This window comes from Sunxiuqinia indica (assembly GCF_009847015.1).
Classification (GTDB): domain Bacteria; phylum Bacteroidota; class Bacteroidia; order Bacteroidales; family Prolixibacteraceae; genus Sunxiuqinia; species Sunxiuqinia indica.
The window spans coordinates 651,693-675,740 of record NZ_WVEM01000001.1 but is presented as its reverse complement, the minus strand read 5'-3'; the positions used below and the strand labels follow the sequence as shown (position 1 = coordinate 675,740).

19 protein-coding genes are annotated in these 24,048 nt (G+C 39.9%); 9 read left to right on the top strand and 10 right to left on the bottom strand.

From position 1 onward, the window contains the following. Positions 1–16 precede the first annotated feature (16 nt). Positions 17–643, bottom strand: a complete 627-nt coding sequence (ribB, locus tag GR929_RS02720) for a 3,4-dihydroxy-2-butanone-4-phosphate synthase (protein WP_159517375.1) — start codon at positions 641–643, stop codon at positions 17–19. 224 nt (positions 644–867) lie between these two features. Between ribB and GR929_RS02715 the strand changes: the two genes are divergently transcribed. Then, entirely contained in the window at positions 868–2,511 is a 1,644-nt protein-coding gene (locus GR929_RS02715) for a DUF5060 domain-containing protein (RefSeq protein WP_159517374.1), read from the top strand. Between the two features lie 21 nt (positions 2,512–2,532). Here the strand turns inward: GR929_RS02715 and GR929_RS02710 are convergent, their stop codons facing one another. From GR929_RS02710 to GR929_RS02695, 4 genes are all read right to left on the bottom strand, one after another. Then, positions 2,533–3,114 carry a PhnA domain-containing protein gene (locus GR929_RS02710; protein WP_159517373.1) on the bottom strand — a complete coding sequence of 194 codons (582 nt, stop codon included), beginning with the start codon at positions 3,112–3,114 and terminating at the stop codon, positions 2,533–2,535. A gap of 189 nt (positions 3,115–3,303) precedes the next feature. Beyond that, a complete protein-coding gene (locus tag GR929_RS02705) occupies positions 3,304–3,909 on the bottom strand; it encodes a hypothetical protein (RefSeq protein ID WP_159517372.1) in 606 nt (201 codons plus the stop codon). A 4-nt stretch (positions 3,910–3,913) separates the two neighbouring features. After that, positions 3,914–4,411, bottom strand: coding sequence for an RNA polymerase sigma factor (locus tag GR929_RS02700; RefSeq protein ID WP_159517371.1), 498 nt, complete (start codon positions 4,409–4,411; stop codon positions 3,914–3,916). Positions 4,412–4,602: 191 nt separating this feature from the next. Next, positions 4,603–7,854 carry a S41 family peptidase gene (locus GR929_RS02695; protein ID WP_159517370.1) on the bottom strand — a complete coding sequence of 1,084 codons (3,252 nt, stop codon included), beginning with the start codon at positions 7,852–7,854 and terminating at the stop codon, positions 4,603–4,605. Between the two features lie 247 nt (positions 7,855–8,101). On the opposite strand from GR929_RS02695, the gene GR929_RS02690 reads away from it, so the two are divergent. The 3 genes from GR929_RS02690 (at position 8,102) to GR929_RS02680 (ending at position 10,606) form a co-directional block, all read left to right on the top strand. Beyond that, the gene (locus tag GR929_RS02690; RefSeq protein WP_159517369.1) at positions 8,102–8,710 is read left to right on the top strand and encodes a histidine phosphatase family protein; all 609 of its coding nucleotides are present in this window, start codon (positions 8,102–8,104) and stop codon (positions 8,708–8,710) included. Positions 8,711–9,025: 315 nt separating this feature from the next. Continuing rightward, on the top strand, positions 9,026–9,616 hold the full coding sequence (locus GR929_RS02685) for an HAD-IA family hydrolase (RefSeq protein ID WP_159517368.1): 591 nt from the start codon (positions 9,026–9,028) through the stop codon (positions 9,614–9,616). A 63-nt stretch (positions 9,617–9,679) separates the two neighbouring features. Next, positions 9,680–10,606 (top strand): AEC family transporter, encoded by a 927-nt coding sequence (locus tag GR929_RS02680; RefSeq protein ID WP_159517367.1) that lies wholly within the window; start codon positions 9,680–9,682, stop codon positions 10,604–10,606. Here the strand turns inward: GR929_RS02680 and GR929_RS02675 are convergent. Both GR929_RS02675 and tsaD read right to left on the bottom strand, forming a co-directional pair. Then, positions 10,583–11,563 (bottom strand): CobW family GTP-binding protein, encoded by a 981-nt coding sequence (locus GR929_RS02675; RefSeq protein ID WP_159517366.1) that lies wholly within the window; start codon positions 11,561–11,563, stop codon positions 10,583–10,585. The genes GR929_RS02680 and GR929_RS02675 overlap by 24 nt on opposite strands. Positions 11,564–11,622: 59 nt before the next feature. After that, complete coding sequence (tsaD, locus tag GR929_RS02670; protein WP_159517365.1) at positions 11,623–12,660, bottom strand: tRNA (adenosine(37)-N6)-threonylcarbamoyltransferase complex transferase subunit TsaD; 1,038 nt, start codon at positions 12,658–12,660, stop codon at positions 11,623–11,625. Positions 12,661–12,957: 297 nt separating this feature from the next. Between tsaD and GR929_RS02665 the strand changes: the two genes are divergently transcribed. From GR929_RS02665 to GR929_RS02645, 5 genes are all read left to right on the top strand, one after another. Beyond that, on the top strand, positions 12,958–17,142 hold the full coding sequence (locus GR929_RS02665; RefSeq protein ID WP_159517364.1) for a translocation/assembly module TamB domain-containing protein: 4,185 nt from the start codon (positions 12,958–12,960) through the stop codon (positions 17,140–17,142). A gap of 196 nt (positions 17,143–17,338) precedes the next feature. Further along, a complete protein-coding gene (gene nhaD, locus GR929_RS02660) occupies positions 17,339–18,715 on the top strand; it encodes a sodium:proton antiporter NhaD (protein WP_159517363.1) in 1,377 nt (458 codons plus the stop codon). Positions 18,716–18,805: 90 nt separating this feature from the next. Next, on the top strand, positions 18,806–19,513 hold the full coding sequence (locus GR929_RS02655) for a MotA/TolQ/ExbB proton channel family protein (RefSeq protein WP_159517362.1): 708 nt from the start codon (positions 18,806–18,808) through the stop codon (positions 19,511–19,513). 5 nt (positions 19,514–19,518) lie between these two features. After that, complete coding sequence (locus GR929_RS02650; RefSeq protein ID WP_159517361.1) at positions 19,519–19,929, top strand: ExbD/TolR family protein; 411 nt, start codon at positions 19,519–19,521, stop codon at positions 19,927–19,929. Further along, entirely contained in the window at positions 19,929–20,924 is a 996-nt protein-coding gene (locus tag GR929_RS02645; RefSeq protein ID WP_159517360.1) for a hypothetical protein, read from the top strand. Before GR929_RS02650 ends, GR929_RS02645 begins: the two co-directional genes overlap by 1 nt. 62 nt (positions 20,925–20,986) lie before the next feature. Here GR929_RS02645 and GR929_RS02640 read toward each other — a convergent pair whose 3' ends face one another. The 3 genes from GR929_RS02640 to GR929_RS02630 are packed head-to-tail and all read right to left on the bottom strand — an operon-like array spanning position 20,987 to position 24,015. Next, positions 20,987–22,999, bottom strand: coding sequence for a DUF4954 family protein (locus GR929_RS02640; RefSeq protein WP_159517359.1), 2,013 nt, complete (start codon positions 22,997–22,999; stop codon positions 20,987–20,989). Positions 23,000–23,009: 10 nt separating this feature from the next. Then, complete coding sequence (locus GR929_RS02635; protein WP_201300877.1) at positions 23,010–23,714, bottom strand: class I SAM-dependent methyltransferase; 705 nt, start codon at positions 23,712–23,714, stop codon at positions 23,010–23,012. A gap of 31 nt (positions 23,715–23,745) precedes the next feature. Further along, a complete protein-coding gene (locus GR929_RS02630) occupies positions 23,746–24,015 on the bottom strand; it encodes a hypothetical protein (protein WP_159517357.1) in 270 nt (89 codons plus the stop codon). Between the last annotated feature and the right edge of the window lie 33 nt (positions 24,016–24,048).

Here is a 24,048-nt window from a genome sequence, read left to right as displayed (position 1 = left end):
GGATTTTAAATTCGTATTATTCGCTAATTAATTTCAGGTATTTAATCAGGTTTTTAATCGTGATTAATTTGATGCTTAGTTTTTCTGAAAGCTTCAGCAAGTCGGGGTAACGTGCCATCGTTCCATCCGGATTCATAATCTCAACCAATGTCCCGACCGGTTTTAATCCGGCAAGTTTTGGGAGCTCTACCGATGCTTCGGTGTGTCCTGGCCTTGCAAGAAGTCCACCTGGGTGTGCTTTAATTGGGAAAATATGCCCGGGACGTCCGAGTTCTTCCGGCTGAGTTGATTCATTGGCCAGCGCATTGAGGGTTTTAGCACGATCGTGTGCCGAAATGCCGGTCGTACATCCCTGTCCGAGTAAGTCAACTGAAACCGTGAAATTGGTACTATGCGATGCCGTGTTTTCAGTTACCATCATATCAAGTTCCAGTTCGCTACATCGTTCTTCGGTTACCGCAGCACAAATAAGTCCTCTTCCGTTTTTAGCCATGAAATTGACAATCTCGGGCGTTACTAATTCTGCAGCTGCAATAAAATCACCTTCGTTCTCGCGATGTTCATCATCAGTAACAATAATTACTTTCCCTTGACGAATATCTTCAATTGCTTCCTCTATCTCGTGATGTTGAAACTTACTCATTTAAATAATATAGGTTGGAAACGCAAATATAGATAAATAAAAAGGAAGCAAAAAGAAAGAAGATGTAAATAGTGTCTATTTGTAAGATAATGAGATAATTGTGTGTTTTATAGGTCAAATGGGGCTTTTCATTAATTTTCGTTTCTATTTGTTTTTCTGTTTTTTTCTATATCTTGATCCATTATTTACAACTTCATATTCAACACATAGTAATGAGCCTTTTTATGAAAAAGATTGCTATTCTGCTACTGCTTTTTGTTCAAATAACTTCTTTATTTGCAGCTAATCCCGTGAGTCTCTATCGCCTTTTTGAAACTTCTGTCATTAATAATGAAGTTTATCAGAATCGATTTACTGATGTTGAGCTCCTTGTGCAATATCAAGCACCCTCAGGAAGATTATTTGATTTTCGCGGATTCTTTGATGGTGATGGGAAGGGCGGTGGAGACATGGATGAAGGTAATGTTTGGAAAATGCGATTTATGCCCAACGAAACAGGAATATGGAAATATGTTTATCGTTGGTCGGATGGCACTCAGGGAGGAGATGGTCGTTTTGAATGCACTGCCGAAGGTGCCGGAAAGGGAATTTTGAAACCTTACGATAAAAACCCGCACTGGTTTGCGTACAGCGGAACCGAGCCTGTTTGGTTGAAATCGTACTACGAAACCGGGCATGGCTCAATAGCTCAGGATTTCGACTGGATTGTAGAAAATGTGTATGGTAAGTTGAAGGAGCATGGATACAATCATGTTCAGGTAAATTGGTTACTTTCACTTTGTTGTTTCGAGCAATACTACAATGATGGCCCAAAGCCGGAAACATTAGATTTGGCTCTTTACGAGGAAGGGAAAGTTGATGAAACAATGAAGCTTGACGTTTGGCATCGGATGGAAAAACACCTTGGATGGTTTAATCAACAGGATATTGGCGTGCATATGTTTTTAGGGGTGGATGGAAGTAAAAACGATGCTCCAGCCTGGAAGAAATTGAGCTCGACGCAAAAGGATTTTTTTGTACGTTACATGGTTGCCCGGCTGGCTCCCTTTGCTAATCTTGCCGGCTGGAATTATGTATGGGAAATCCCGGGAAACCGCGAAGACGAAGAGTTGGGTTTTGCCCGCCTAATCAATCAATACGACATATTTGAGCATCTGTGTACTTATGAGGATGAGTTTCCACGAGAAAACTTTTTCCACTTGCCGGAATATACTTTTGCTGCTGTCGAGAATCATGAGATAGCAGCTCCTGATAAAAACGAAGAGCGACATCTTTGGAAAGAACCCTGGACACATCACATGGCATGTTTGCTGGGCTATGTAGGTAAGCCGGTTTATATGATTGAAGGAAATGCTTTGTGGCGGCGATTTTGGCAGGAGCGAACCGGAGCAACACAAGATGATCTTCGGCGTTCGGTTTGGGCTTGTGCTACCGCCGGAGCTTCGTTTACCTGGTGTGGTCATGCCAGTGAGTACGAATTGATGGCTAAGGGTCCGGAAGGACTTCCGTTTTATGATGAGAATCCCTACAAGTTGTCAGAAAAATACATTTCTATTTTAAGCGATTTGATGACAAATGAGTTGGCTTTCTATCGGATGGCCCCAGGTGATCAGTTGCTGTCGAATCATTCTGCACTACAGGTTTACGCGCTAGCTGAGCCGGGTGAGCAATATTTGATTTTTGCTCCCAGAGGTGAGCCGTTTTCGTTAAAATTGGAATCAGGAACCTACTCCAATAACTTTTGGCTAAACACAGAGACAGGGGATAAAAAGACGTTGAAAGAGATTATTAAGGCAAATGGAGATGAGCCGGTGGATTTCACAGCTCCTGACCAGTCCGTTGATTGGGCGCTGGTGATCAGAAAATAATCACCAGCGTTTATTGGGCTTTTAATTCGTTTTCTTGGTAAACTTGGTCAGAATCACAATTTGCTGACCGTTTACGCGGCCTTCAATATGTTCGGGGTTATCGTGCACCAACGAAATGCCGCGAACAGCTGTTCCGCGTTTGGCAACAAAGCTCGTTCCCTTAACATTCAAGTCTTTTATCAATACGACGGTGTCGCCGGCTTCAATGGGTACTCCATTGCTGTCGATGTGTTTCGGACCGCTGGTTTCTGTAGCTACCGGTTCGCCCGATTTTGCCCATGCCATCACTTCTTCTTCCAGGTAAAGCATGTCGATTAGGTTTTGAGCCCAGCCTTCGCCGCGCAACTTATTTAGCATACGCCAAGCCATTACCTGCACTGCTGGAATCTGGCTCCACATGCTGTCATTCAGGCAATGCCAGTGGTTTACATCGATCTTTTCAGCATCTTCAATTTGCGCCACACACTTGTTACACAGGAGTATATTTTCGCTAGCAGTAGCATTTGTTTTTGGTGGTACTTGGTAAACACTCAGTTCGATGTTTGATCCACACAGTTCGCAGGTTGAACCGCTGCGCTCCATTAATTCGTTCTCCAGACTCATCTGTTGTTATTTATTAAAATTATTGATTGGATATACCTTTAAGGGCGTCAAAGATACTTTTATCAATTGAAATCGGGTAATAATCATTAAGACTTTTTAGTCAGATACTTACTACGCTTTAATGCTTTATAAATGCCTGAAACATATTTTGAAAATGATTCGTTTTAAATTATATCGTTTCTTTCCTGATTATTCGATTGCGTTAATTTCTTTAAGAAAAGACAAGGATTCCTGTATTTTTTTATTTGGAAATTTCTTCAGAATAAAGACAATGATTAACGCAACAATTACACTGCTAGCAGCTTGAAGGGCTAACCAATTGCTGTATTGGTATAAATCGATATTCAGAATGCTTTGTGCCATGACGATTAAAAAAGCAGTTGAAAAAAGTGGAATAATAACGTACAGTAGGTTTTTCTCCATCAGTTCATAATATTTCAATTTCTCAATGCTTTTTTGAGTTTCAATCAGTGACTGACTGGCATGAATGCGACGATAGCACAGGTAGAGCTTATAGCCGCTGAAAGTCAGACCAAATAACGAAATAAGAAGCAGTAAAAATGCCGGAACGGAGTATTTTATGATCGTGAATTGATCGATGACATAACCAATAAGAAAGAGAGCAAATGGAATATTAAAAGCGATTTCGATCCAGCTACTGAGTTTTAGCTCATACAATTTCGATTTTACTTTTTGAATACTTACTTCCTTAAACATGGCTTTGTTGATTTTTAGATTGGTTTCCAGGCTTTCGTCTGCACGGTTCCAAATGTTATTTAATTCTTGAAAATCCATTTCTTTATGATTTAAAGTTTGAACTTATTTTCTTTTTTAACCGATTTATTTTAGTGGCGACATTGGTTTCGGAAATGCCTACAATAGTCGATATTTCATTGTTTTTGTGACCTTCGAGATAAAGAATGATAATGGCTTTGTCGAATGGTTTCAGCTGGTTAATAATCTGGTAAACCTGTGTTAGTCGTTCGTCTTCTTTTTGGGTGTCCCAATTCAGCAAACTTTGATCTGACTGATAGCTGTCGACTGTTTTTTTTCGTGTTTTTTCTTTTCGCATAAACGAAATCGACACATTCAGTGCAATTCGGTGCATCCAGGTTGAAACAGCATATCGACTATCGTAATTCGGAAACGCCTTCCAAAGCTGAAGGATGATTTCCTGGCTCAGGTCTTTTCGGTCGTCGGTGTGCTCCCCGTAAAGGTTGGAGACTTTATAAATAATCTTCTTGTTTTTTTCCAGAAGGTCGATAAATTGCTCTTCGAGTGATGATGACTTTTCCAATGTTCTTCGGTTTTAAACTTCTTTACTTTATTATTCGCACGAACCATCAAAAATTCACACTTGTGTGAAGCTTTTTTTATTAGCCAATAACCAGCTGAATATAAAGGTAGATAGAATGATTGTGTTACGAAATGTTGAAAAACAAAAAAGGAGGCCGATTGGCCTCCTTTAATAGAATTGGTATGAAATACTTATTTTGTTTTGTCCGGTGCCTCAGGAATTGCAGGCAGCGGTTTGTATTCGGTTTTTACTTTTTCTTTGATGACTTCAATGGCTTTTTGCAATTGAGCATCATTTCCCAAGTACTCTTGATACGGATTATTATCCAAAACAATATCAGGATCAACACCATACCCTTCAATTATCCATTCACTTTTTTCTGCCGAGTAAGAGGCAAATTCCGGCTTGCGAAGTTCTGCACCGTCTATAAATGGCAGTGAACCACTGATGCCTACTACGCCTCCCCAGCTGCGCGTTCCGATAACTGTGCCCAGTTTATAGTGTTTAAACGCATAAGGGAAAAGATCGCCATCTGATGCTGAATATTTGTCGATCAGCAACACTTTGGGGCCGAGTAGCATTTGGTTGGGCACAGGAGTCGGATGAGGGTAATTTCGACGGGTATTGGCTCGTTGAGCCACTCGCTGCAATCGTTCAATAAGCATGGGCGAAACATTACCGCCTCCATTGCCGCGGTCGTCAATCACTAAGCCTTTTTTGTTGAGCTGCGGGTAGAACAATCTGGAAAATTGATTCAGTCCATCCGGCCCCATGTCGGGGACATGAATATAACCAACTTCTCCGTTTGTTGCTTCATTTACTTTGCGGATATTGTCCTGAACCCAGTTGTAGTAATACAAGCTCGACTCGTCGGCAATTGGAGTAATTAGCACGCTGTGTGCTCCTTCCTCTGTTGGTTTACTGTTAAAGGTTAACTCCACCTCTTTGTTAGCTTTTCCTACAAGCAATGCAAAAAGATTTTCAGCATTTTTTGTGCTTTGGCCGTTTATAGCAATAATGAAATTGCCTTCCTGAGCGTTGACCCCAACTTCCTGCAAGGGTGAACGGAGTTGCTTGCTCCAATTGGCGCCATCCAGTATTCGATCAATTTTAAAATAGCCAGAGGGATCAGTACTAATTTTGGCTCCCAACAGTCCTGTCTTTATTCGTTTGGGTTCGGGACGGTCGCCACTTTGTACATAGGCGTGACCTACGTTTAATTCGCCAATTAATTCGCCAATAAGGTAAGTTAAATCGTCTCGATGGCGGGCATAAGGAATTAAAACTGCGTACTTGTCGTGCATGGCTTGCCAGTCTAGTCCGTGCATATTTTCAACGTAGAAAAAGTCACGCATTTGTCGCCAGCTTTCGTCGTAAATTTGCTTCCATTCAGCCTGATAATCAACCCATATTTTCATGTTCGAAAGATTGATCGTTTCATCAAAAGAAACTTTGGAAGATGGAAGATCAATAACAGCCCATTTTTTCTTTTGAACAACCAACATCTTGTTATGATTGGCCGAGATTCCAAAGTTGAAATCACCAAGTATCGTTTCTTTCTTTTTCTTCAGGTCATACACCTTGGCATTCCGTTCATCGCCATAATCATAGTAATAAACGTTGTCTCCCACGCAAGCCACATTGTAATAGTTTGATGCCGCAATTGGAAGAGAAATAATTCGGTTTGAAAGTCCATCGAAATCGATTTTTATTGTTTTGTCCTCTTTCTTACCTTCTGATTTTTCGTCGGTTTTCTCTTTGTCATCCTTGTTGTTGTCAACTTTTACCGTATCGTTTTGAAGGGCAAAAGGCGAAGGAGTATCTTTTGACAGAATGGTCAGATATACCCGGCTCATGTTTTCGTAGGCGTGATTCCACTCCGTGTAACTATAGGTAGGTTTAAAATCGCGCGCCGAAACAAAAGTGATGTATTTGCCATCGCTTGAAAAAGATGGAGAGCCTGAATCGTACCAATTGTCGGTAATGTCATGTAGCTTCTCGCTGTCAAGATTATAAACTACAATTTTGGAGAACTGGTTGTCAGTTGGCAAACTGAAGGTTATCCATTTGCTGTCGGGCGACCAGTTGTAAGCGCTGATTAAACCGTATTCAGCCTGATGCACTGTTGTGATTTTCTTGGTGTCGATATCAACATACCGCAGCCGCAGCTTCCGGTCCGACCACATAATTTTCTTGCTGTCAGGCGACCATTCCAGACTGAATTTGTAGGTATCTGCATTTTTCGTCAGCTGAATTGGTTCGGCATTGCCTTTTTGATCTTCGATGTAAACTTCAAATTCACCTGATTTATCAGAAAGGTAAGCGATGTACTTCCCATCGGGAGACCAAACTGCAGTTCGTTCGTGCGCCCCCGGAGTTTTCGTGAGATTGTAAGTAATTCCTTTTTCAGAAGGGACACTAAAAACGTCGCCACGAGCTGAAAAGACTACTCGCTCGCCGTTTGGCGAAATATCGCCATCGGTAATGTGTTTCGCTGCATCTTTCCATTCGTTTCGTGCATAAATAAAATCATTCTCAATTTGTACCGGAACTTTAACGGGCGTTTTGTCTTTAACGCTCATTTTGTAGATGTAACCGCCATTTTCAAAAACAATGTAATCGCCACCAATCGATGGAAATTTAATGTCGTATTCAGTAAAATTGGTGACTTTTTCTACTGTCTTAGTTGTGATGTTATAAACGAAAAGGTTCATCGTGCGATCGCGGTCTGAGAGAAAAAAAATCTCGTCGCCAGCCCACATTGGAAAGATATCCTGTGCATCATTGTCGGTAATTTGGCTGACTTCCTTCGTGTCGAAATCAAAAGTCCAAACATCATCGGCCATTCCACCTTTGTAATATTTCCAGGTTCTGAACTCGCGAAAAACCCGATTGAAAGCCAATTTTTTGCCATCAGGCGAGTAGCTGCAAAAGCCTCCTTCTGACAAAGGAAGTTCTGTTGACAATCCACCTTCGGCTGCTATTTTAAACAGCTGCCCTTTAAAGGAGTTGAAAGTTTGCTTGCGTGATCGGTAAATAATGTTTTTCCCATCGGGCGTCCAACTCATTACAATGTTGTTTGGCCCCATCCGATCTGATATTTTATCGCGATTCAGTGTTGCCGTATAGGTTAACCTTCGGGGTGAGCCGCCCGTAGCCGGCATTACAAAAACTTCGGTGTTGCCATCGTATTGACCAGTAAATGCCAGCTGGCTTCCATCGGGAGAAAAACGGGCAAACATTTCAAAGCCAATGTCGTTGGTGAGCTTTCGGGCTGTGCCGCCATTAGCCGGCACCGTGTATAAATCGCCAGCGTAGGTAAACACGATTTGATTGCCTGAAATAGCTGGGAATCGTAGAAGTCTTGCTTCTTCGGGTTGTGCAGAAATACTACCCGAAACGAGTAGAAGGATAAAAATCAATGCATAAAAATTTCTAATCATACTTTTCACTTTTAATTTTCTTTAATATAGTTGTTGTGTTTCAGTATTTAGTATTGGTGTTATTTCTGTCATATCATTACAGAAATAATACGTCAATATTAATATTGTTAACAGGTAGTATTGCCAAAAAGTTATTTCTTTTTGCGATGAAGGGGTTTTGTTAAAAGTCTGAACATAAATCCCGAATCATTGTCCTATTTTGTGAGCACCAATTTTAGTCAGTTTTATTGAATAGTCAACAGATATTATGATTCACCTCTTACTTATTCGTCACGGAGAAACCATTGAGAATGCTAACAATATTTGTCAGGGACAACAACACGGTCAATTGTCCGATTTGGGAGTTCAGCAAGCAAAGAAACTGGCGTTGAAACTACGGAGTGAACCGCTGGATGGTTTGATTTCAAGTGATTTGAAACGAACAGTTGACACATCTAATGAAATTTTAAAGTTCCATCCTGACTTAAAGTTGGAAACAGATCCGTTGTTGCGTGAGCGATCATTACCCCTGTGGGAAGGCAAACCATTTCCGAAAAACTGGAGATGGGAGTATTTGCCTGAAGGTTCGGAAACCAATGAAGATATGATGACACGAGCTTCCGGTTTTATTCAGAAACTACTGAAACATTACGACGGTAAACGTGTTGCGGCAGTTACTCATGGAGGATTGCTGCGGGCGTTTCGCACTGTAATTGAAAACAAGCCGGCCTCCGATTATTTTTCATGGGATGCCAGTAAAAATACTTCGCTTAGTCGTATTGAACTGCACCCTGATGGCAATCATCGTTTCCTTGAAATTAACAACACCGACCATTTGGACATAAATACGCCTCAAACGAATCAGTCGTTTTCATAAATAAGGTGCCGGAATCTTGCGTCACACTTCGCCTTAATTTGGAACGGTATTGAGTTCAATATAAATGCTCGCGGTTAATTTTTAAATCAAACTTTATTACGAGAATGATCTCTGGTCGATCTCTATATTTTTTTGGGCGAGAAGTTGAGAAATGCAATTAACGAAGTTCCCGGGGAATAGATGAATTCTTTTTTCGTTGATGATTAAAATTAATTCATTTTTAAATTATGGCTAATGTTGTTTCCAAATGGATGGTATTCCTTTGATCCTTGAAAAAATATGTAATTTCGACCAAAATAAGAAAGGGAAACTATCATGAAGCTTGATAAACATCCGGATGCTGAGGCATTAATTTTTGATTTAGATGGCACCTTGTCCGATTCGCTCCCGGTGCATATAGCCACTTGGGAGATTGTTTGCGAAAAATACAATTGTAAGTTTGATCCGGCAATTGTTTACGAATTAACCGGAATGCCGACTATTCAGTTTGCGTATCGCATTATAAAAGACAACCAGTTGGAAGGTGCTGATCCGGAAGAAATGGTAAAGATGAAGCAACAAACATTTTGGGAAATGCTTGGAGGTCTTCGCGCACATGACTTGGTGGTAAACTTGGTACACAAATACCATGGGAAAATTCCGATGGCTGTTGGTACTGGAGCAAATCGAAAAAGTGCTGAACTACAATTGCAGGCCTTGGGTATTTACGACAAGTTTGATGCGATTGTAACAGCCGACGATGTAACCGAGCACAAACCGGAACCGCAGACTTTTTTAAAGTGTGCGGAGCTAATCAATACAAGTCCTGCAAAATGCCACGTTTACGAAGATGGAGTTTTAGGGATGCAGGCTGCAAAAACGGCAGGTATGTTTTTAACTGACGTTCGCCCTTTTCTAGAAAATTAGTTCCACAGTCAAAATAAAAACTAATTCTTTTTGAGCAATTTTACCTTTTCCAGCTCTCATTCTATGCAAAACTATTTGCTATCTTTTGTTACGGTATTGCCTTTGTTTTTAGCGGTTTTGGCAGGATTTCTATTTAGTCGCACCCAATCGTTTAAAAAGGAATGGATTGGTGTTTTAAATGATTATGCACTCTGGATTGGATTTCCCGCACTCATTTTGGTTGCGCTGTTCAAACTGGACGTTCCGTTAAGTGCATATCTCGGATTCATTGGATGGAACTCAGCTTATATTGTATTTAGTATGTTGCTGGCTTTTCCCGTCGCTAAAGTATTTCGTTTGTCTGCCAACACCTTGCGAACATTGGTTTTGGCCTTTTCGTTTGGCAACGTAGCCTACCTGGGAATCCCGGTTCTTGTAAATGTATATGGCGAATCAGTTTTAGCTGAATCCACTTTAATTTCTGCAATCTATCTGTTTTGGCTATTTACCTTAGGGATTGTTTTGGTTGAATTAAAAGGAGAGGAGACAGTGAAAGTATCGAAGGTAGCGAAACGGCTATTGACCAATCCGTTGTTAATTGCTGTTTTTCTGGGTCTGTTTGTCTCTGTTTTTAACATTGAAATGCCACAAGTCCTTATTGAAAGTCTCGATTTATTTGCGATGTCAGTTACTGCGGTGGTTTTATTTTCGTTAGGCTTATTTTTAGGATCTCATCCTCTGGGTGAACTAAAAGAGTGGCTTCCTGTAGCAGCCTTTTCGGTGGTGATTTTGTTTTTGCTGCCGATGTTTTTTTGGGGAGTTATAAAACTAGTCGGTGTTTCTTTTGATATGCGGGCAAGTGTATTGGAAGCTGCCATGCCAATGGGATTAACTCCTTATGTTTTATCGGTGAAATATAATTTGAATGCTTCTTTTGCCTCGAAAGTTGTTGTCTTAAGTACCGTTTTATCTGTACTTACTCTTCCTTTATGGATTCAAATCCTTGGTTAAATATTCGTTGAGTTCATAGCCGATTCGTTCAAAATCAATTTCCTTTCCAATAAAAACCAGTCGATTCTTGGGTTCTTCGCCGGGCATGATCATACTTCCTTCAGCATAATTTACCGCTCCACCAACTGACTGAATCACAATTTTATTTGGGGTATCTTGGGTGAAAAGAATTCCTTTAATTCTGTAAATCTCGAGTTGGTTGATAGAGGCAAAGTAATCGAACCAGTATTTAAAGCGATCAAATTTGATGAATCCGGAAAATTCGTGCGTAAAGGTGGTGTACTTTTTCGACTCAACTAAGCGAAACATCAGTGGTTTCGCCATTTTCCGTTCTATTTCACTCTGCACTTGTTCCGCGAAATCTGCTAACTGAAATTGATCAGTTTGGCCATATTCAGCTGAAATAAGCTGGGCTGTTCCATTCCACGCTTTCAATTTCTTCTCGATGTTTTCCTGTGCTTTCTCTTCCGCAATGGTGTCGGTTTTATTAATAACCAGCAAGTCGCTCAGTATAATTTGCATTTGCTGTTCACGTTCGCTCATTTGCTGTTCAAAGTTCTGGGCATCAACTAAGCAAATACTTCCGCTAAGGGTATATTTCTCTTTCAGCTCCTTGTCGTCGAAAAAAGGTTTTATCACATTCGCAAGGTCAGCAATTCCTGTGGTTTCAATTAGCAAATAATCAATCTCTCCGGCCTTGTCTGCCAAATCGAGTAAAGTGAGCGAAAACTCGTTGGAAATAGAACAACAGATGCATCCGTTGCTCAGGTCAAAAATGTTTTCACTGCGCATACCAACAATCAAATCCTGATCGATTGACTGCTGACCAAATTCGTTTTCAACCAGTGCCAATTTCAGGTGCTGATGTTTGCGAATTACTTCGTTGATAAAAGTAGTTTTGCCGGCTCCTAAAAAGCCGGTTACCAAAACAACCGGTATTTTTGTGTTTGTTTCCAAATTCTAAGTTTTAGATTTTTAGAACTAACTGACGGATGGTCGTTGAAGCAGATAAACTTCTAATCATTAATGTTCATGCGTGCAAACGGAACAACATCTTGCTTGGCAAACTGATTCTTTTGAAATTTATAGTAGCCGGTAATGGCAATCATGGCAGCGTTGTCCATGGTAAAGGCAAATTTGGGAATGTAGATATTCCAATTTCGTTTTTGGGCTTCCTTTTTCATGGCGTTTTGTAATCCTGAATTCGCTGAAACTCCACCGCCAATTGTAATTTCTGAAATCCCTGTTTGCCTGGCAGCTTTAACCAATTTGTGCATCAAAATATCGATGATTGTTTTTTGCAGAGAAGCACATAAATCTCGCTGATTCTCTTCAATGAAATTTTCATTTTCTTTAAGTCGGTCACGCAGAAAATACAAAAAACTGGTTTTTAGTCCGCTAAAACTGTAATCCAAATCTTTGATTCGTGGTTTTGCAAATTCAAAAGCGTCCGGATTTCCTTCTTTGGCCAGCTTGTCAATCAGCGGACCGCCGGGGTATGGCATTCCCATTACTTTGGCGCACTTGTCAAATGCCTCTCCGGCTGCATCGTCAATGGTTTGGCCAATAACTTCCATTTTTAAATGGTCTCTCACCAAGATGATTTGCGAGTTTCCGCCCGACACCAATAAACAAAGATGTGGGAATTTTGGCTCACGAAATTCAACTCCTTCTTCCTGAATATAATGAGCCAACACATGCCCTTGCAGATGGTTAATTTCAATTAGCGGGATGCCGCATGCTAACGAAAAACCTTTGGCAAACGAAGTCCCAACTAGCAGTGAGCCAAGGAGTCCTGGGCCACGAGTAAATGCAACTGCTGAAATTTCATCCCGGTTAACGTTAGCTTGTTTTAATGCCTGATCGACAACAGGAACAATATTTTGCTGGTGCGCACGCGAAGCCAATTCGGGAACAACACCACCGTAAGCTTCGTGAACTTTTTGACTGGCTATAATATTAGACAATAAAACACCGTTTTTAATGACAGCGGCAGATGTGTCATCGCATGATGACTCGATTCCTAAAATGATTATATCTTTTTTGTTATTCATGAATCAACTTTCAAGGTAGATTTCAATTATTTTATCTGTTGAACCTAACGATTTACAAGGAATTTAGTTTATTTTGTTTCTGAAACTTAAAGGCTCAAAAATATTAAAAAATCTTTCAAAATAGCACTCTGGCTTTTCGGGATCATAGCGATCCTGTTTTTTGCTGCTTATCTGGCTTTTCAAACCAGTACGGTCCAGACTTTTTTGGTTAAGCAAATTGCAAGTCGGCTTTCAGAAAAGCTGAACACGCACATTACATTGAAGAGTATTGATATTCGTTTTTTTAATAAAGTGATATTGAATGAATTTTTGATAGAAGATCAGCAGGAAGATACCCTTTTTTACGTGGATAAAATGGTTGCTTCAATCGATCAGTTCACGTATAAACGACGGATTATTAACCTGTCTTCGCTTGAAATGATAAAAACCAGGTTGTTTGTTTCATTCACTGAAGATCAGGTTCCAAATTACAAATTTGTACTCGACGCTTTGCGATCGGATAAACCAACAACCAATAGCTGGAGTTTTGAATGTCAGAATTTTTTGTTTAGCGATACCCGCCTTGGGTACTCGTATTCCAATATGGAATTGTCGAATGCAATAGACCTGCATAATGTGCAGCTTGATGTAACTGATTTTGTGCTGAACCAAGATTCGTTGGCTTTCCAAATTAACAAGCTTTCGCTGGACGATAACAAATCTTTTTTACTGAGTTCTTTAAGTACTCGGGTTGTTTCGTCAAATCATGTGATTAAACTGAACGACTTAAAAGTGTTAACCCCTCATTCAGTAATTGCAGACGCAGATATTTCATTGGATCAGTCAGAGATGCATGAAGAGAAAGATTTTTCGTTTTTAAAACTCGATGTTGACCTGAAAAAATCGGTTTTGGATTTTGTAGATGTAGGACAGTTTGTTCCGGCTTTACGCGGAATGGATTTACGAATAAATTTATCAGGTCATGTTTATGGTACGATTGCCGACCTGAAAGCCAAAGACTTGGAAATGAAGATCGGACAAAATACAAATCTGGTTTGCGATTTCTACACCAATGGCTTACCCAATCTTGATCAGACCTATATTTTGCTCGATCTGAAAAAGTCAACTGCGGATTTTAACGACTTGAGTGAAATCCGGTTACCGTATTCTGCGAAGGCTGATTATCTGACCTTTTCACCATTGCTTCATGATGCTGGAATTGTGCACTATGAAGGTAATTTTACCGGTTTCTTAAGTGATTTTGTGGCCTATGGGACGGTACGTTCCAATTTTGGCCAAATAAAAATGGACTTGTCATTTTTGCCTTCGGAAAGCGATTTGCTAAAAGTTAACGGGCATTTAAAGACCGTTAATTTTAAATTAGGAAAATTTACACAATCAAAGCGTTTTGGAGAATTAACCTTTAACGGACAGGTAGATGGTTCGTATGATAAAGCAAATCGGGCATTTGATGTTGCGCTGGATGGAGTTGTTGATAGCCTGATATTTAATGCCTACAAATTTAAAAACCTGAGTTTGGATGGAACGATTCAGGATGAAAAATTCGAAGGAGATTTTACAATCAAAGATCCGAATTTGGATGCCAATTTTGCCGGGAAGCTTGATTTTAATGCGCCAATTCCGGCTTTCGATTTTGAAATGGTATTGGATCAGGCAAATCTTAAAGCATTAAATCTTGACACGAAGCATGAAAAGTCGATCTTGTCAATGGCTTTGAGTGCTAATTTTAAAGGAAACAATATCGACAACCTGGATGGTAATATTTGGGTAGATGAAGGACGGTACCTCAATGAAAATGATACGATAAAGCTAAGTAGTTTAAGTGTTCGCACGTTTTATGAGGGACACCCACATTTACAGATTCGGTCAGACTTTGCTGATGTGGATATTGCCGGAAATTATTCTTTTCGTACGATTTCTAAAAGCTTCAGAAATTTGCTAGCTCAGTATTTACCTTCGGCAGGGCTAAAAGTTGATGAAGATTTGCATGCCAATCAATTCGACTTTGATGTGACGATAAAGAACACTGAGCCGCTAACCAAAACATTCATGCCGAACCTTTTTATAGGCCCTTCCGTGATTAGCGGACATTTTGATGACCTTGAAATGTCTCTGGATTTTGTGGCTGATATTCCGCGCATTGAATACCGCAACTTTATTTTGAATAACTATACGTTATCTGTTCATTCAGGGGAAAAGCTGGAACTGAAAAATCGCTTGGAGGAATTGCAGCTCAATGAGAATAAACGTCTTTATAATTTGGCTATTCTGGCCGATGCTTCGGACGACCGCTTAAATTCAAAATTGGTTTGGAACAATTTTCACCAAAAAACATATAGCGGAGAGTTGGAAACGCAGGTTGATTTCACTAAAACGGATTATAATAAAACACATGTTGAAATTGAAGTAACCCCGTCGAAAATATACATTGCTGATACACTTTGGCAGGTTCATCCGGCTACGATTACGATAGATTCAAGTAGAATAGCTGTCGATGGTTTCGAAATCTCAAATCAATCGCAACGGCTCTCTGTCAATGGCACAATTTCGGAAGATAAGAATGCCCGGCTAAATGTGAAGCTTGACAATTTGAATCTGAACAATATCAATTTGCTTACAAGTAAGGATGCTGAGCTAAAAGGAACAATCAATGGGTCGGCAAGTGCATTTGATATATACGAGCGAGCGTTGTTTCTGTCGGATCTAACGATAAGCGATCTTAGTTACCGGCAACATGATATTGGCAACGTGAGTGTGGTGAGTAAATGGGACCGCGATTCAGAAGAAATAAACGCGGAGTTGACTATTGACACTAAAAGCCATCAGTCTCTATTTGCATCTGGCGCTTACACTCCAGGTACCGATTCGCTTGACTTTACAGTAAGCTTGAATGACTTATCGCTGGCAATTCTTCAGCCGGTGCTTCAAAACACTTTTCAGAATATTCAGGGACGAGGCACAGGAGATGTTTGGATACACGGGACACCAGAAAAGATATTGATGGATGGCGATGTGCTCGGACTGGATGCAGGGCTGTCAATAAATGCTATTCAGGTTTATTACTATTTTAGTGATACAGTTAAATTTCGTTCTGATTCAATTATTTTTGATCGGATAAAAATAGCAGATTATCAAGGGAATACTGGACTGTTTGATGGTTTTATACGACATGATAATTTCAAGAATATGGATTATGATTTGTCGCTTAGCTCGCCAAGAATTTTAGCCATGAATACGACAGTGAAAGATAATGAGCGATTTTACGGGAAAGTGTTTGGGAATGGTGATTTTGAAATTACCGGTCATGGAAGGGATGTCTTATTATCGGCTAATGCGGCTACTTTAAGTGGAACCGACATAAATATATCACTGGACTACAATGAGGAAGCCCAGGAGTATGACTTCATTAGGTTTGTTAATAAAAGCAATATTGAAAGCGAGAAAGTCGAACGTCGGGTAAAGCAGGATAAGTCGAATTTGAATATGAAATTTGATATCGATATCACGCCCGAGGCTCAGGTTCAACTGATTTATAATTCGCAAATTGGTGATGTTATCCGCTCCAGAGGAAGTGGTGATTTGCAGGTTCGTATTGACCCTGACTTTAATATTGTGATGTTTGGCGAATACCGCGTAGAACAAGGAGACTATCTGTTTACACTGCAAAATGTGATCAATAAGAGATTCGAAATTGCCCGTGGTGGCACGATCCTTTGGAATGGTGATCCATACAATGCAACAATCGATTTAAATGCCATTTATCGGCTAAAAGCATCGTTGACCGAATTGTTTCCAAACTCGGTTGAGAATATTGATTACTCTCAGCGAATTCCTGTTTCCTGTGAAATCTATCTAACCGAAAACCTGAATGATCCGAAAATTACGTTTGATATTAAATTCCCCACTGCCGAAGACCGCATAAAAGATCAGGTTCAACAGTTTTTTAGTACCGAAGAGGAGATGAACAAGCAGATATTATCGTTGTTGGTTTTGGGACGTTTTTATACTCCCGATTACCTGCGGGGTTCATATCAAGCATCAAATACCAATGTGGTTGGAAGTACAGCAAGTGAGTTGTTCTCAAATCAATTAAGCAACTGGTTGTCGCAGATTAGCAACGATTGGGACATTGGTGTTAATTATCGCCCGGGAAATCAGATTACCAATGATGAAATTGAATTGGCTTTAAGTACCCAAATGTTTAACGATCGGGTTACAATTAATGGAAACATTGGTAACAATACATCCACTGTCAATCGTTCGAACAACAATAACATTGTTGGTGATTTTGATTTGAACGTTAAGCTGACCAATAACGGAAAACTACAACTCAAAGCATACAACCGATCAAATGACAATCTGATCTACGAAACGTCACCTTATACCCAGGGAATAGGTCTTTCGTATCGTGAAAATTATAATAGCTGGAACGAGCTTTGGCAAAAGTTCAAACGCCTGTGGGGAAAAAAAGGAGAGGATTAACGAATAATCCTGCTATCGTTTTTCAAATAACCGGATACTTCAGTAGACAAAAAATAATTAAAAGCAATTTTCTTTCGACATCACTCTGTTAAATTTATTATGCACAATTGCTTTTTTTCAAAAAATTAAGCTGTATTCTCATTGGACCTTTACCTTTGCGCGAAATTTTTTTTACTAATTTCTAAAAACTATTTCCATGTTTATTTTAATGGTCGTTGTTTTTGTGCTTGGTTACATTGCCATTGCATTAGAACATCCGCTCAAAGTTGACAAAGCAGCTTCAGCATTAATTATAGGGACGCTTTGTTGGGTTATTTATGCTATTGGCGCCGAAGATATCTTAGCTATGGGGTTCAGCCCGTCATGGGCAAATTTTGCACATGGTCACATTGGCTTGCTGGAAGCGTCTATACACGAGTTTATTGTTGATTCTGAAATCGTTCACCATTTGGGCGAAATTAGTGAAATCCTATTCTTTCTCCTTGGTGCAATGACCATCGTTGAAGTAGTCGATCAACATGAAGGATTTAAAGTAGTAACTGATAAAATCAAGACAACCAATAAAATAAAATTGTTGTGGATTTTGAGTTTCCTAACTTTTTTTATGTCTGCACTGCTTGATAACCTGACGACAACAATTGTGTTGGTCGCCTTGCTTCGGAAGTTGATTGATGATAAAGAAACACGTTGGTTTTTTGCGAGTATGGTTGTGTTGGCTGCTAATGCCGGTGGAGCCTGGTCTCCAATTGGAGACGTAACCACAATTATGCTTTGGATTGGAGGACAAGTTACAGCCGCACGAATTATTGAAGGTGTTCTACTCCCAAGTTTAGTCTGTATGGTTGTCCCTCTTGGGATATTGTCACTTACAATGAAAGGCGACGTAGAACGACCAGTTGTAGAGAATGAAGAAATTGATTTAACAACCGAGTTCGAGCGAGTTTTCATGCTCATCCTTGGTGTTTTCGGGTTGCTTTTTGTTCCCGTGTTTAAAACAATAACGCATTTACCACCATACATGGGCATGTTATTGTCGCTGGGGGTATTGTGGGTCATTTCCGAAATTATGCATAAAGACAAACCCGAAGAAATAAAACATCGGTTGAAGGTTACAGCTGTACTTCGCAAAGTAGACGTACCTACAGTTCTTTTCTTTCTGGGTATTCTTTCAGCTGTTGCTTCACTTCAGTCGGCGGGGCACCTGCATCTCCTTTCTCAGTATCTGGACGAGAAACTTGGGAATATTTATTTGATAGACTTGGCAGTTGGGGTACTTTCATCAGTAGTTGATAATGTGCCACTTGTAGCAGGTGCAATGGGTATGTATCCTACTGCAGATCCTGCTGCAACCGGCTATTTAGCTAGTTTTGTTCAAGATGGTGCTTTCTGGGAATTTCTTGCCTATACAGCTGGTACCGGAGGTAGTATCTTAATTATCGGGTCTGCCGCCGGAGTTGCTGCTATGGGATTAGAGAAAATCGATTTTATCTGGTATATAAAAAAGATTTCCTTGCTCGCAATTGTTGGGTATTTATCAGGTGCGGCAGTCTATTATATGATGTTCGGATTATAAGTAGATACTTTGTAAATAATCATTATTTTTGCGCGGTATAATAATTAGTATTATACCGCGTTTTTTATATGTTCTTCTAAATGAAAACTTATGTTTGGATATATTTTTTTACAAGTTTCTAATGCGGCCGGCGAAGGTGCCGAAGCTCTTGCAGAATCAGCTCAACAAGATGGAATTGTAACTCGATTCTTTGATATTGCAATTAAAGGTGGGTGGATCATGATTCCCATTATAGCCCTTTCGTTAGTTGCTGTATTTATCTTTTTTGACCGGTATTTTGCCATAAAAAAAGCTGGCAAAGTTGATAAAACCTTGCTCGACAGAGTGAAAACATACATTACCGAAGGGAAAGTTGATGCTGCGTTGGCGCTTACTCGCTCGCAGGAAACACCAACTGCACGCATGATTGAAAAAGGAATTAGCCGAATTGGGCGACCAATGTCCGATGTTAATTCCGCCATTGAAACGATCGGGAACCTTGAGATATCGAAATTGGAAAAAGGCTTGCCGGTATTAGCCAGTGTTGCCGGAGGTGCTCCAATGATTGGCTTCCTGGGAACTGTAATTGGGATGATTCAGGCGTTTTACGATATGGCTAATGCAGGGAACAACATTGATGTAACCTTGCTTTCTTCGGGCATTTATCAAGCGATGGTGACAACTGTTGCTGGTTTGACGGTTGGTATTATCGCTTACTTTGCGTACAATATTTTAGTTGCCAATGTCGAAAAAGTAATCTTTAAAATGGAAGCAGCAACATCTGAATTTCTTGATTTGTTGAATGAACCAGCTAAATAAACGCAATGGCATTAAAACGTAGAAATAAAGTCAATGCAAGTTTCAGCATGTCTTCAATGACTGATATTGTATTTTTGTTGCTGATCTTTTTTATGGTGACGTCAACTTTGATTGCACCCAACGCACTAAAGTTGCTCTTACCTCAGAGTAATAATCAAACAGCGGCTAAACCAATGACGACTGTTTCGATTACTGCTGACCTGAAGTACTATGTCAATACAGGCGAAAATGTAGATCGTGTTGCGTTTCATGAAATTGAACCTGCGTTGCAAAAAGCTATTGGCGACAACCCTGAGGCTTATGTATCCTTACACGCTGACAAGTCAGTTCCAATTGAGCAGGTTGTAAAGGTGATGAATATTGCTAAACGCAATAAGTATAAAATGATTTTGGCTACTGCACCGGAAGGACGTTAATGAGTTATTTTTCGAAACATAAAAGAGGTTTTATAGGGACAATTGTTGTTCACGTTATTGTTCTAATCTTGTTACTTCTGTTTGGCTTTTTTACACCACTACCATTGCCAGGAGAAGAAGGAATATTGGTGAATTTTGGAAATTCGGAGCAAGGAAGTGGAATCAAAGAACCGGCACCTGGTCGTAAATCATCTCCTCCTGTCGTTCAGCAAGAAAAAAAGAAAGTAACACCACCACCTCCACAGCCACAACCCCAAGTTTCACAACCAGAGGCAAAAGAGGAAGTAATGACTCAGGATTACGAAGAAACTGTAGCTATTGAATCTGCTAAAAAGAAAAAAGAAGAGGAGCTTAAGCGTCAGCAAGAGCAAGCAGAAAAACGCAAACAAGAAGAACTTCGTAAGCAGCGGGAAAAAGAACTTGAGATACAACGTCAGGTAGAAATAGAACGCCAGCGTCAGGAGAAATTGGAGCAGCAACGATTGGCTGAAGAGGCCGAAAAAAGGCGAAAAGCAGAGGAGGAACGCCAGCGGAAAGAAGCTGAGCAGCAAAAAATTAGTGAAATTAACAACCGGGCTTCCAGTGCTTTTGGTTCTGGTGGAGCAGGGGCCGATGATTCGAAAAGCACCGGGCAAGGAGTTTCTTTCCCCGGAGGCAATCAAGGATCTCCAAATGGATCAGCTAATTCGGACAATTATGGAGACGGTGGCGGGCAAGGAGATGGTATTTCGTATAGTCTTGCCGGACGTTCAGCTCAATCTCTTCCCAAGCCTTATTATCCGGGGAATGAAGAAGGAGTTGTTGTGGTACAAGTTACAGTTGATAAATACGGCAAGGTGACCAGTGCTGAGCCTGGCGTACGCGGTTCGACAACCTATAACTCACAATTGCTTAACGCAGCGAAGCAAGCAGCTTTAAAAGCTCGCTTTAACGTTGACGACAAGGCCCCGGCTTTTCAGCAGGGTACCATTACTTACCGATTTGTATTAGACTAAAAAACAGAGAGGATTTAAAGTTAAATCCTCTCTGTTTTTTATATTCTTTGTCGGGAAACGGGTTAAACAGTTTTCGGTGAGTTCTGAAGTTCGTTTAAGTTATTGACAACCTTGTTTCCCAGGTTTGTTTTCCGTTCAATGTGATTTAAGATTTCTTTTACAAAGTCATTACTCTCGAATTTTCCTCTTACATTTTCAAAGTCAAGCTGTTTGACCTTGTGGTCTCCATCAATTCCAAAGCCTGTCATTGATTCGAGCCTAAATTCTTTTTTTGCATCTGAGTATAGCATCTTGTCAATTTCAACAACACTTCGAATCCATTCTTTAATGATGTCGATAATATCGTTGACCTCCATTTCTTCAATCGGTCTCCCAAAATACGATGCAATAAAATCAACTGTCCAGTTCCACTCCATATTATAGTAATTATCATGCAACGAGTAGAATACTTTTTCTATTTCTTCCAGTTGGTTGATCGATTTGTTTTCAACCTGATCAAGCATTTCTTTTATCACATTTTTGGGTGCAATAAGTCCTGCTAAGTCAATCCAGTCACCTTGCCCTGCTGATGAGTCGGCTTTAAGGCAAGCTTTCATAGCTTCGGGAGTCTCAATGGTGCAGGTATTTAAACGAGTGATAATTGAGTTTCCCACGAATTTCATGATCGCCATATGGTAGAGTTCGAGCCCCCTTTTTAAAGCTCTATGCGTAATCTTAGTATTATTGTATGAAAAAACTTCGGAGGTTTCGCCTGAAATCCGCTGTATTTCCTTTAGCTTTTGAATACCCTGTGCCATTTTTTTTATGGTGAAAGGGCTCAATAAGTTAAAGTTAACGCAGTCCATTTTTTTAGGGTCTGTTCGTGTATCGCGTCGAGGCCATTTCATCGCATCGCGTATCGTTCCCACACTTTTGAGGTTCATTCCCGGCGACAACCAGCTATCGTCTTTGTTTTCAATTAAATAAGAAAAAGGCATTTCAGAGGTGTCGCTATTTTTATAGTGACGACCCATAACCATTGTAAATGGTCCGATTTTGGCCGGCCATAAAATGTAAGAATCGCTGGTTGTTTTAGAACCACGCTCGACTACTCCATGATGGATAGGTCCTAATTTATACATGTGGTTACTTTGGTTTGATCCACTTCCCGCATTACAAAACGAAAACATACCAGCAATAAGTAAGGTTGATTTGTGGTGAGTGACAGTGTACGGGCCGGCAAATAATGAGCAAGCCTCGCCGTGAAAACCCTGACAGTTGGCAAAAAACAGCGAATTCTCAGCCGAATACTGTGAGCCAAGTTTGCATCCCTGTCCAATAAAGCAGCTTGATACAATGGCGCCATCAATCACTTCGGAGCCGGATGAAATAATGAAATTTTTTAGAATGACATCGTGACCAATTTTCACTGGTGCAGCTTCGTTGCTATTTATAGAACCGTTAATGATTTTACTGGCACCTACAATCTGCGTGTAAGCTCCAATTTTTACGTTTCTAATTTCTTTGCAATTTGAAATTCGGGCGTATTGTCCAATAATACCAAAATCTGATGTAATACTTTCGGTGTAGTTATCGATCAGTTTTTCGATCTTGTCAATCGACGGTTGTCGGTGTTTATAAAAAGCTACGATGTATGCTAAGTGAGCCGAAAGATTGTCGTAAATGGGTACGTGTCGCCCGCCCGTTTCATCCAACACAGCAACCTGAATGCCGTTACCAAAAGTAGACTCTCCTTCTGTTGCAATAAGATCAGTATTGTCGATAACAACATGATCTTCGATAATATAATTGGCAACGTAGTTTTTGACATGGCTGATAAAAACATTATCGCCTAAGGTACAGTTGTGGATATGGGTGTTATAAAGTCCGCATGCTTTTTCTATGTTCCCATAGAATGTGATGGCTTGATTGAGTTGTCCTATGCGCACCTTTCCAGAAAAGCGGCAATGTTCAACTCTTTGGGGATCGAAACCATCTTTTACCTCAATGTTTGACCAATTATCGGCCTTAGAATTATTTTTCTCAAGTTGTAGTATTTCGGATTTTGTTAGTTTTCGATAGCTGTTTTCTGGCATAACGTGTTGTTTAATAGGTGATTTTTGCGAGATAGTCAAAATGATCTCCCTTGAAAATATGAGAAACTTTTAACTGACTCTTTTTGACATATTCCTTTAGTAAGTCCTGATCAATATAAAGCCAGGGAAAAGTTGAACTTTTCTGTTTTTTATACTCTGTTTGAAACGTCAGTTCTCCATAATATTTATCTGCTGCAATATCAATAACGGCTGAACCGTCTTCTTCAGTATATAAAAAAATAAGATCAGATGAATCAATCAATATTTGCCCATTTGGATTGAGTAAACTACGTAGCTTTTTAAAAAAAAGATTTAAGTTGTTAAGCGTTCCTGCAATCCCGGTTCCATTCATCAAAAGAAGAATTGTATCATACTTTTCATTTTCGAGATGAAACAGGTTTGTATTGCTGACATTTGTTATTCCTCGGTCGTTCATCACCTGACAACACATATGCGACTGCTCCAAAGCAGTTACATCAAATCCTTTGTTTTGCAAATAATAAGAATGACAACCAGCGCAAGCTCCAACATCTAATACCCGACCAAATGCTAAATCAAGCGCTTTTTGCTCTAGTTTGGGCATTTGCTTATAATTTCTGAAAAAATAGGAGGGGAGTACTTCATCGGTATCAAATCCATCAGAATGAATCAAAATTGGAGAATTGTCACGATGATAATGATAATTGAAAACACCTTGAGAAATAGGATCTTGCATGTGAGAAATCATAAGAAATTTAAGCTGTTAATTAATAAGATAATTCAGCTTCAAATTTAAAACAAGTTTCTTGTTTTTGGGAATAAATATAGAAACCTTCGGATTCGCCTTCTCCAATAATGAAAATTTTTAAATCGGGGTAGTTACTTGAGATTGTTTTTATCTCATATAAATTAATATTTTCTTTCTGCAACCACTGCGAAGTCGTGAAATCGCCTAATCGTAAACGCTTACCCAAATGGTCTGCTTGTTTGAATAGATTGAGAGACTCTTGATAGTTTATTTCCTTAAATTTAACCATCTTTTTCTTTTGATTGGTTATTTCAATTTACGA

Bases quoted from the DNA above. Each gene is read 5' to 3' on its own strand.
- ribB (WP_159517375.1), bottom strand. From the start codon at position 643: ATGAGTAAGTTTCAACATCACGAGATAGAGGAAGCAATTGAAGATATT.
- GR929_RS02715 (WP_159517374.1), top strand. From the start codon at position 868: ATGAAAAAGATTGCTATTCTGCTACTGCTTTTTGTTCAAATAACTTCT.
- GR929_RS02710 (WP_159517373.1), bottom strand. From the start codon at position 3,114: ATGAGTCTGGAGAACGAATTAATGGAGCGCAGCGGTTCAACCTGCGAA.
- GR929_RS02705 (WP_159517372.1), bottom strand. From the start codon at position 3,909: ATGGATTTTCAAGAATTAAATAACATTTGGAACCGTGCAGACGAAAGC.
- GR929_RS02695 (WP_159517370.1), bottom strand. From the start codon at position 7,854: ATGATTAGAAATTTTTATGCATTGATTTTTATCCTTCTACTCGTTTCG.
- GR929_RS02690 (WP_159517369.1), top strand. From the start codon at position 8,102: ATGATTCACCTCTTACTTATTCGTCACGGAGAAACCATTGAGAATGCT.
- GR929_RS02685 (WP_159517368.1), top strand. From the start codon at position 9,026: ATGAAGCTTGATAAACATCCGGATGCTGAGGCATTAATTTTTGATTTA.
- GR929_RS02680 (WP_159517367.1), top strand. From the start codon at position 9,680: ATGCAAAACTATTTGCTATCTTTTGTTACGGTATTGCCTTTGTTTTTA.
- tsaD (WP_159517365.1), bottom strand. From the start codon at position 12,660: ATGAATAACAAAAAAGATATAATCATTTTAGGAATCGAGTCATCATGC.
- nhaD (WP_159517363.1), top strand. From the start codon at position 17,339: ATGTTTATTTTAATGGTCGTTGTTTTTGTGCTTGGTTACATTGCCATT.
- GR929_RS02655 (WP_159517362.1), top strand. From the start codon at position 18,806: ATGTTTGGATATATTTTTTTACAAGTTTCTAATGCGGCCGGCGAAGGT.
- GR929_RS02650 (WP_159517361.1), top strand. From the start codon at position 19,519: ATGGCATTAAAACGTAGAAATAAAGTCAATGCAAGTTTCAGCATGTCT.
- GR929_RS02645 (WP_159517360.1), top strand. From the start codon at position 19,929: ATGAGTTATTTTTCGAAACATAAAAGAGGTTTTATAGGGACAATTGTT.
- GR929_RS02640 (WP_159517359.1), bottom strand. From the start codon at position 22,999: ATGCCAGAAAACAGCTATCGAAAACTAACAAAATCCGAAATACTACAA.
- GR929_RS02635 (WP_201300877.1), bottom strand. From the start codon at position 23,714: ATGCAAGATCCTATTTCTCAAGGTGTTTTCAATTATCATTATCATCGT.
- GR929_RS02630 (WP_159517357.1), bottom strand. From the start codon at position 24,015: ATGGTTAAATTTAAGGAAATAAACTATCAAGAGTCTCTCAATCTATTC.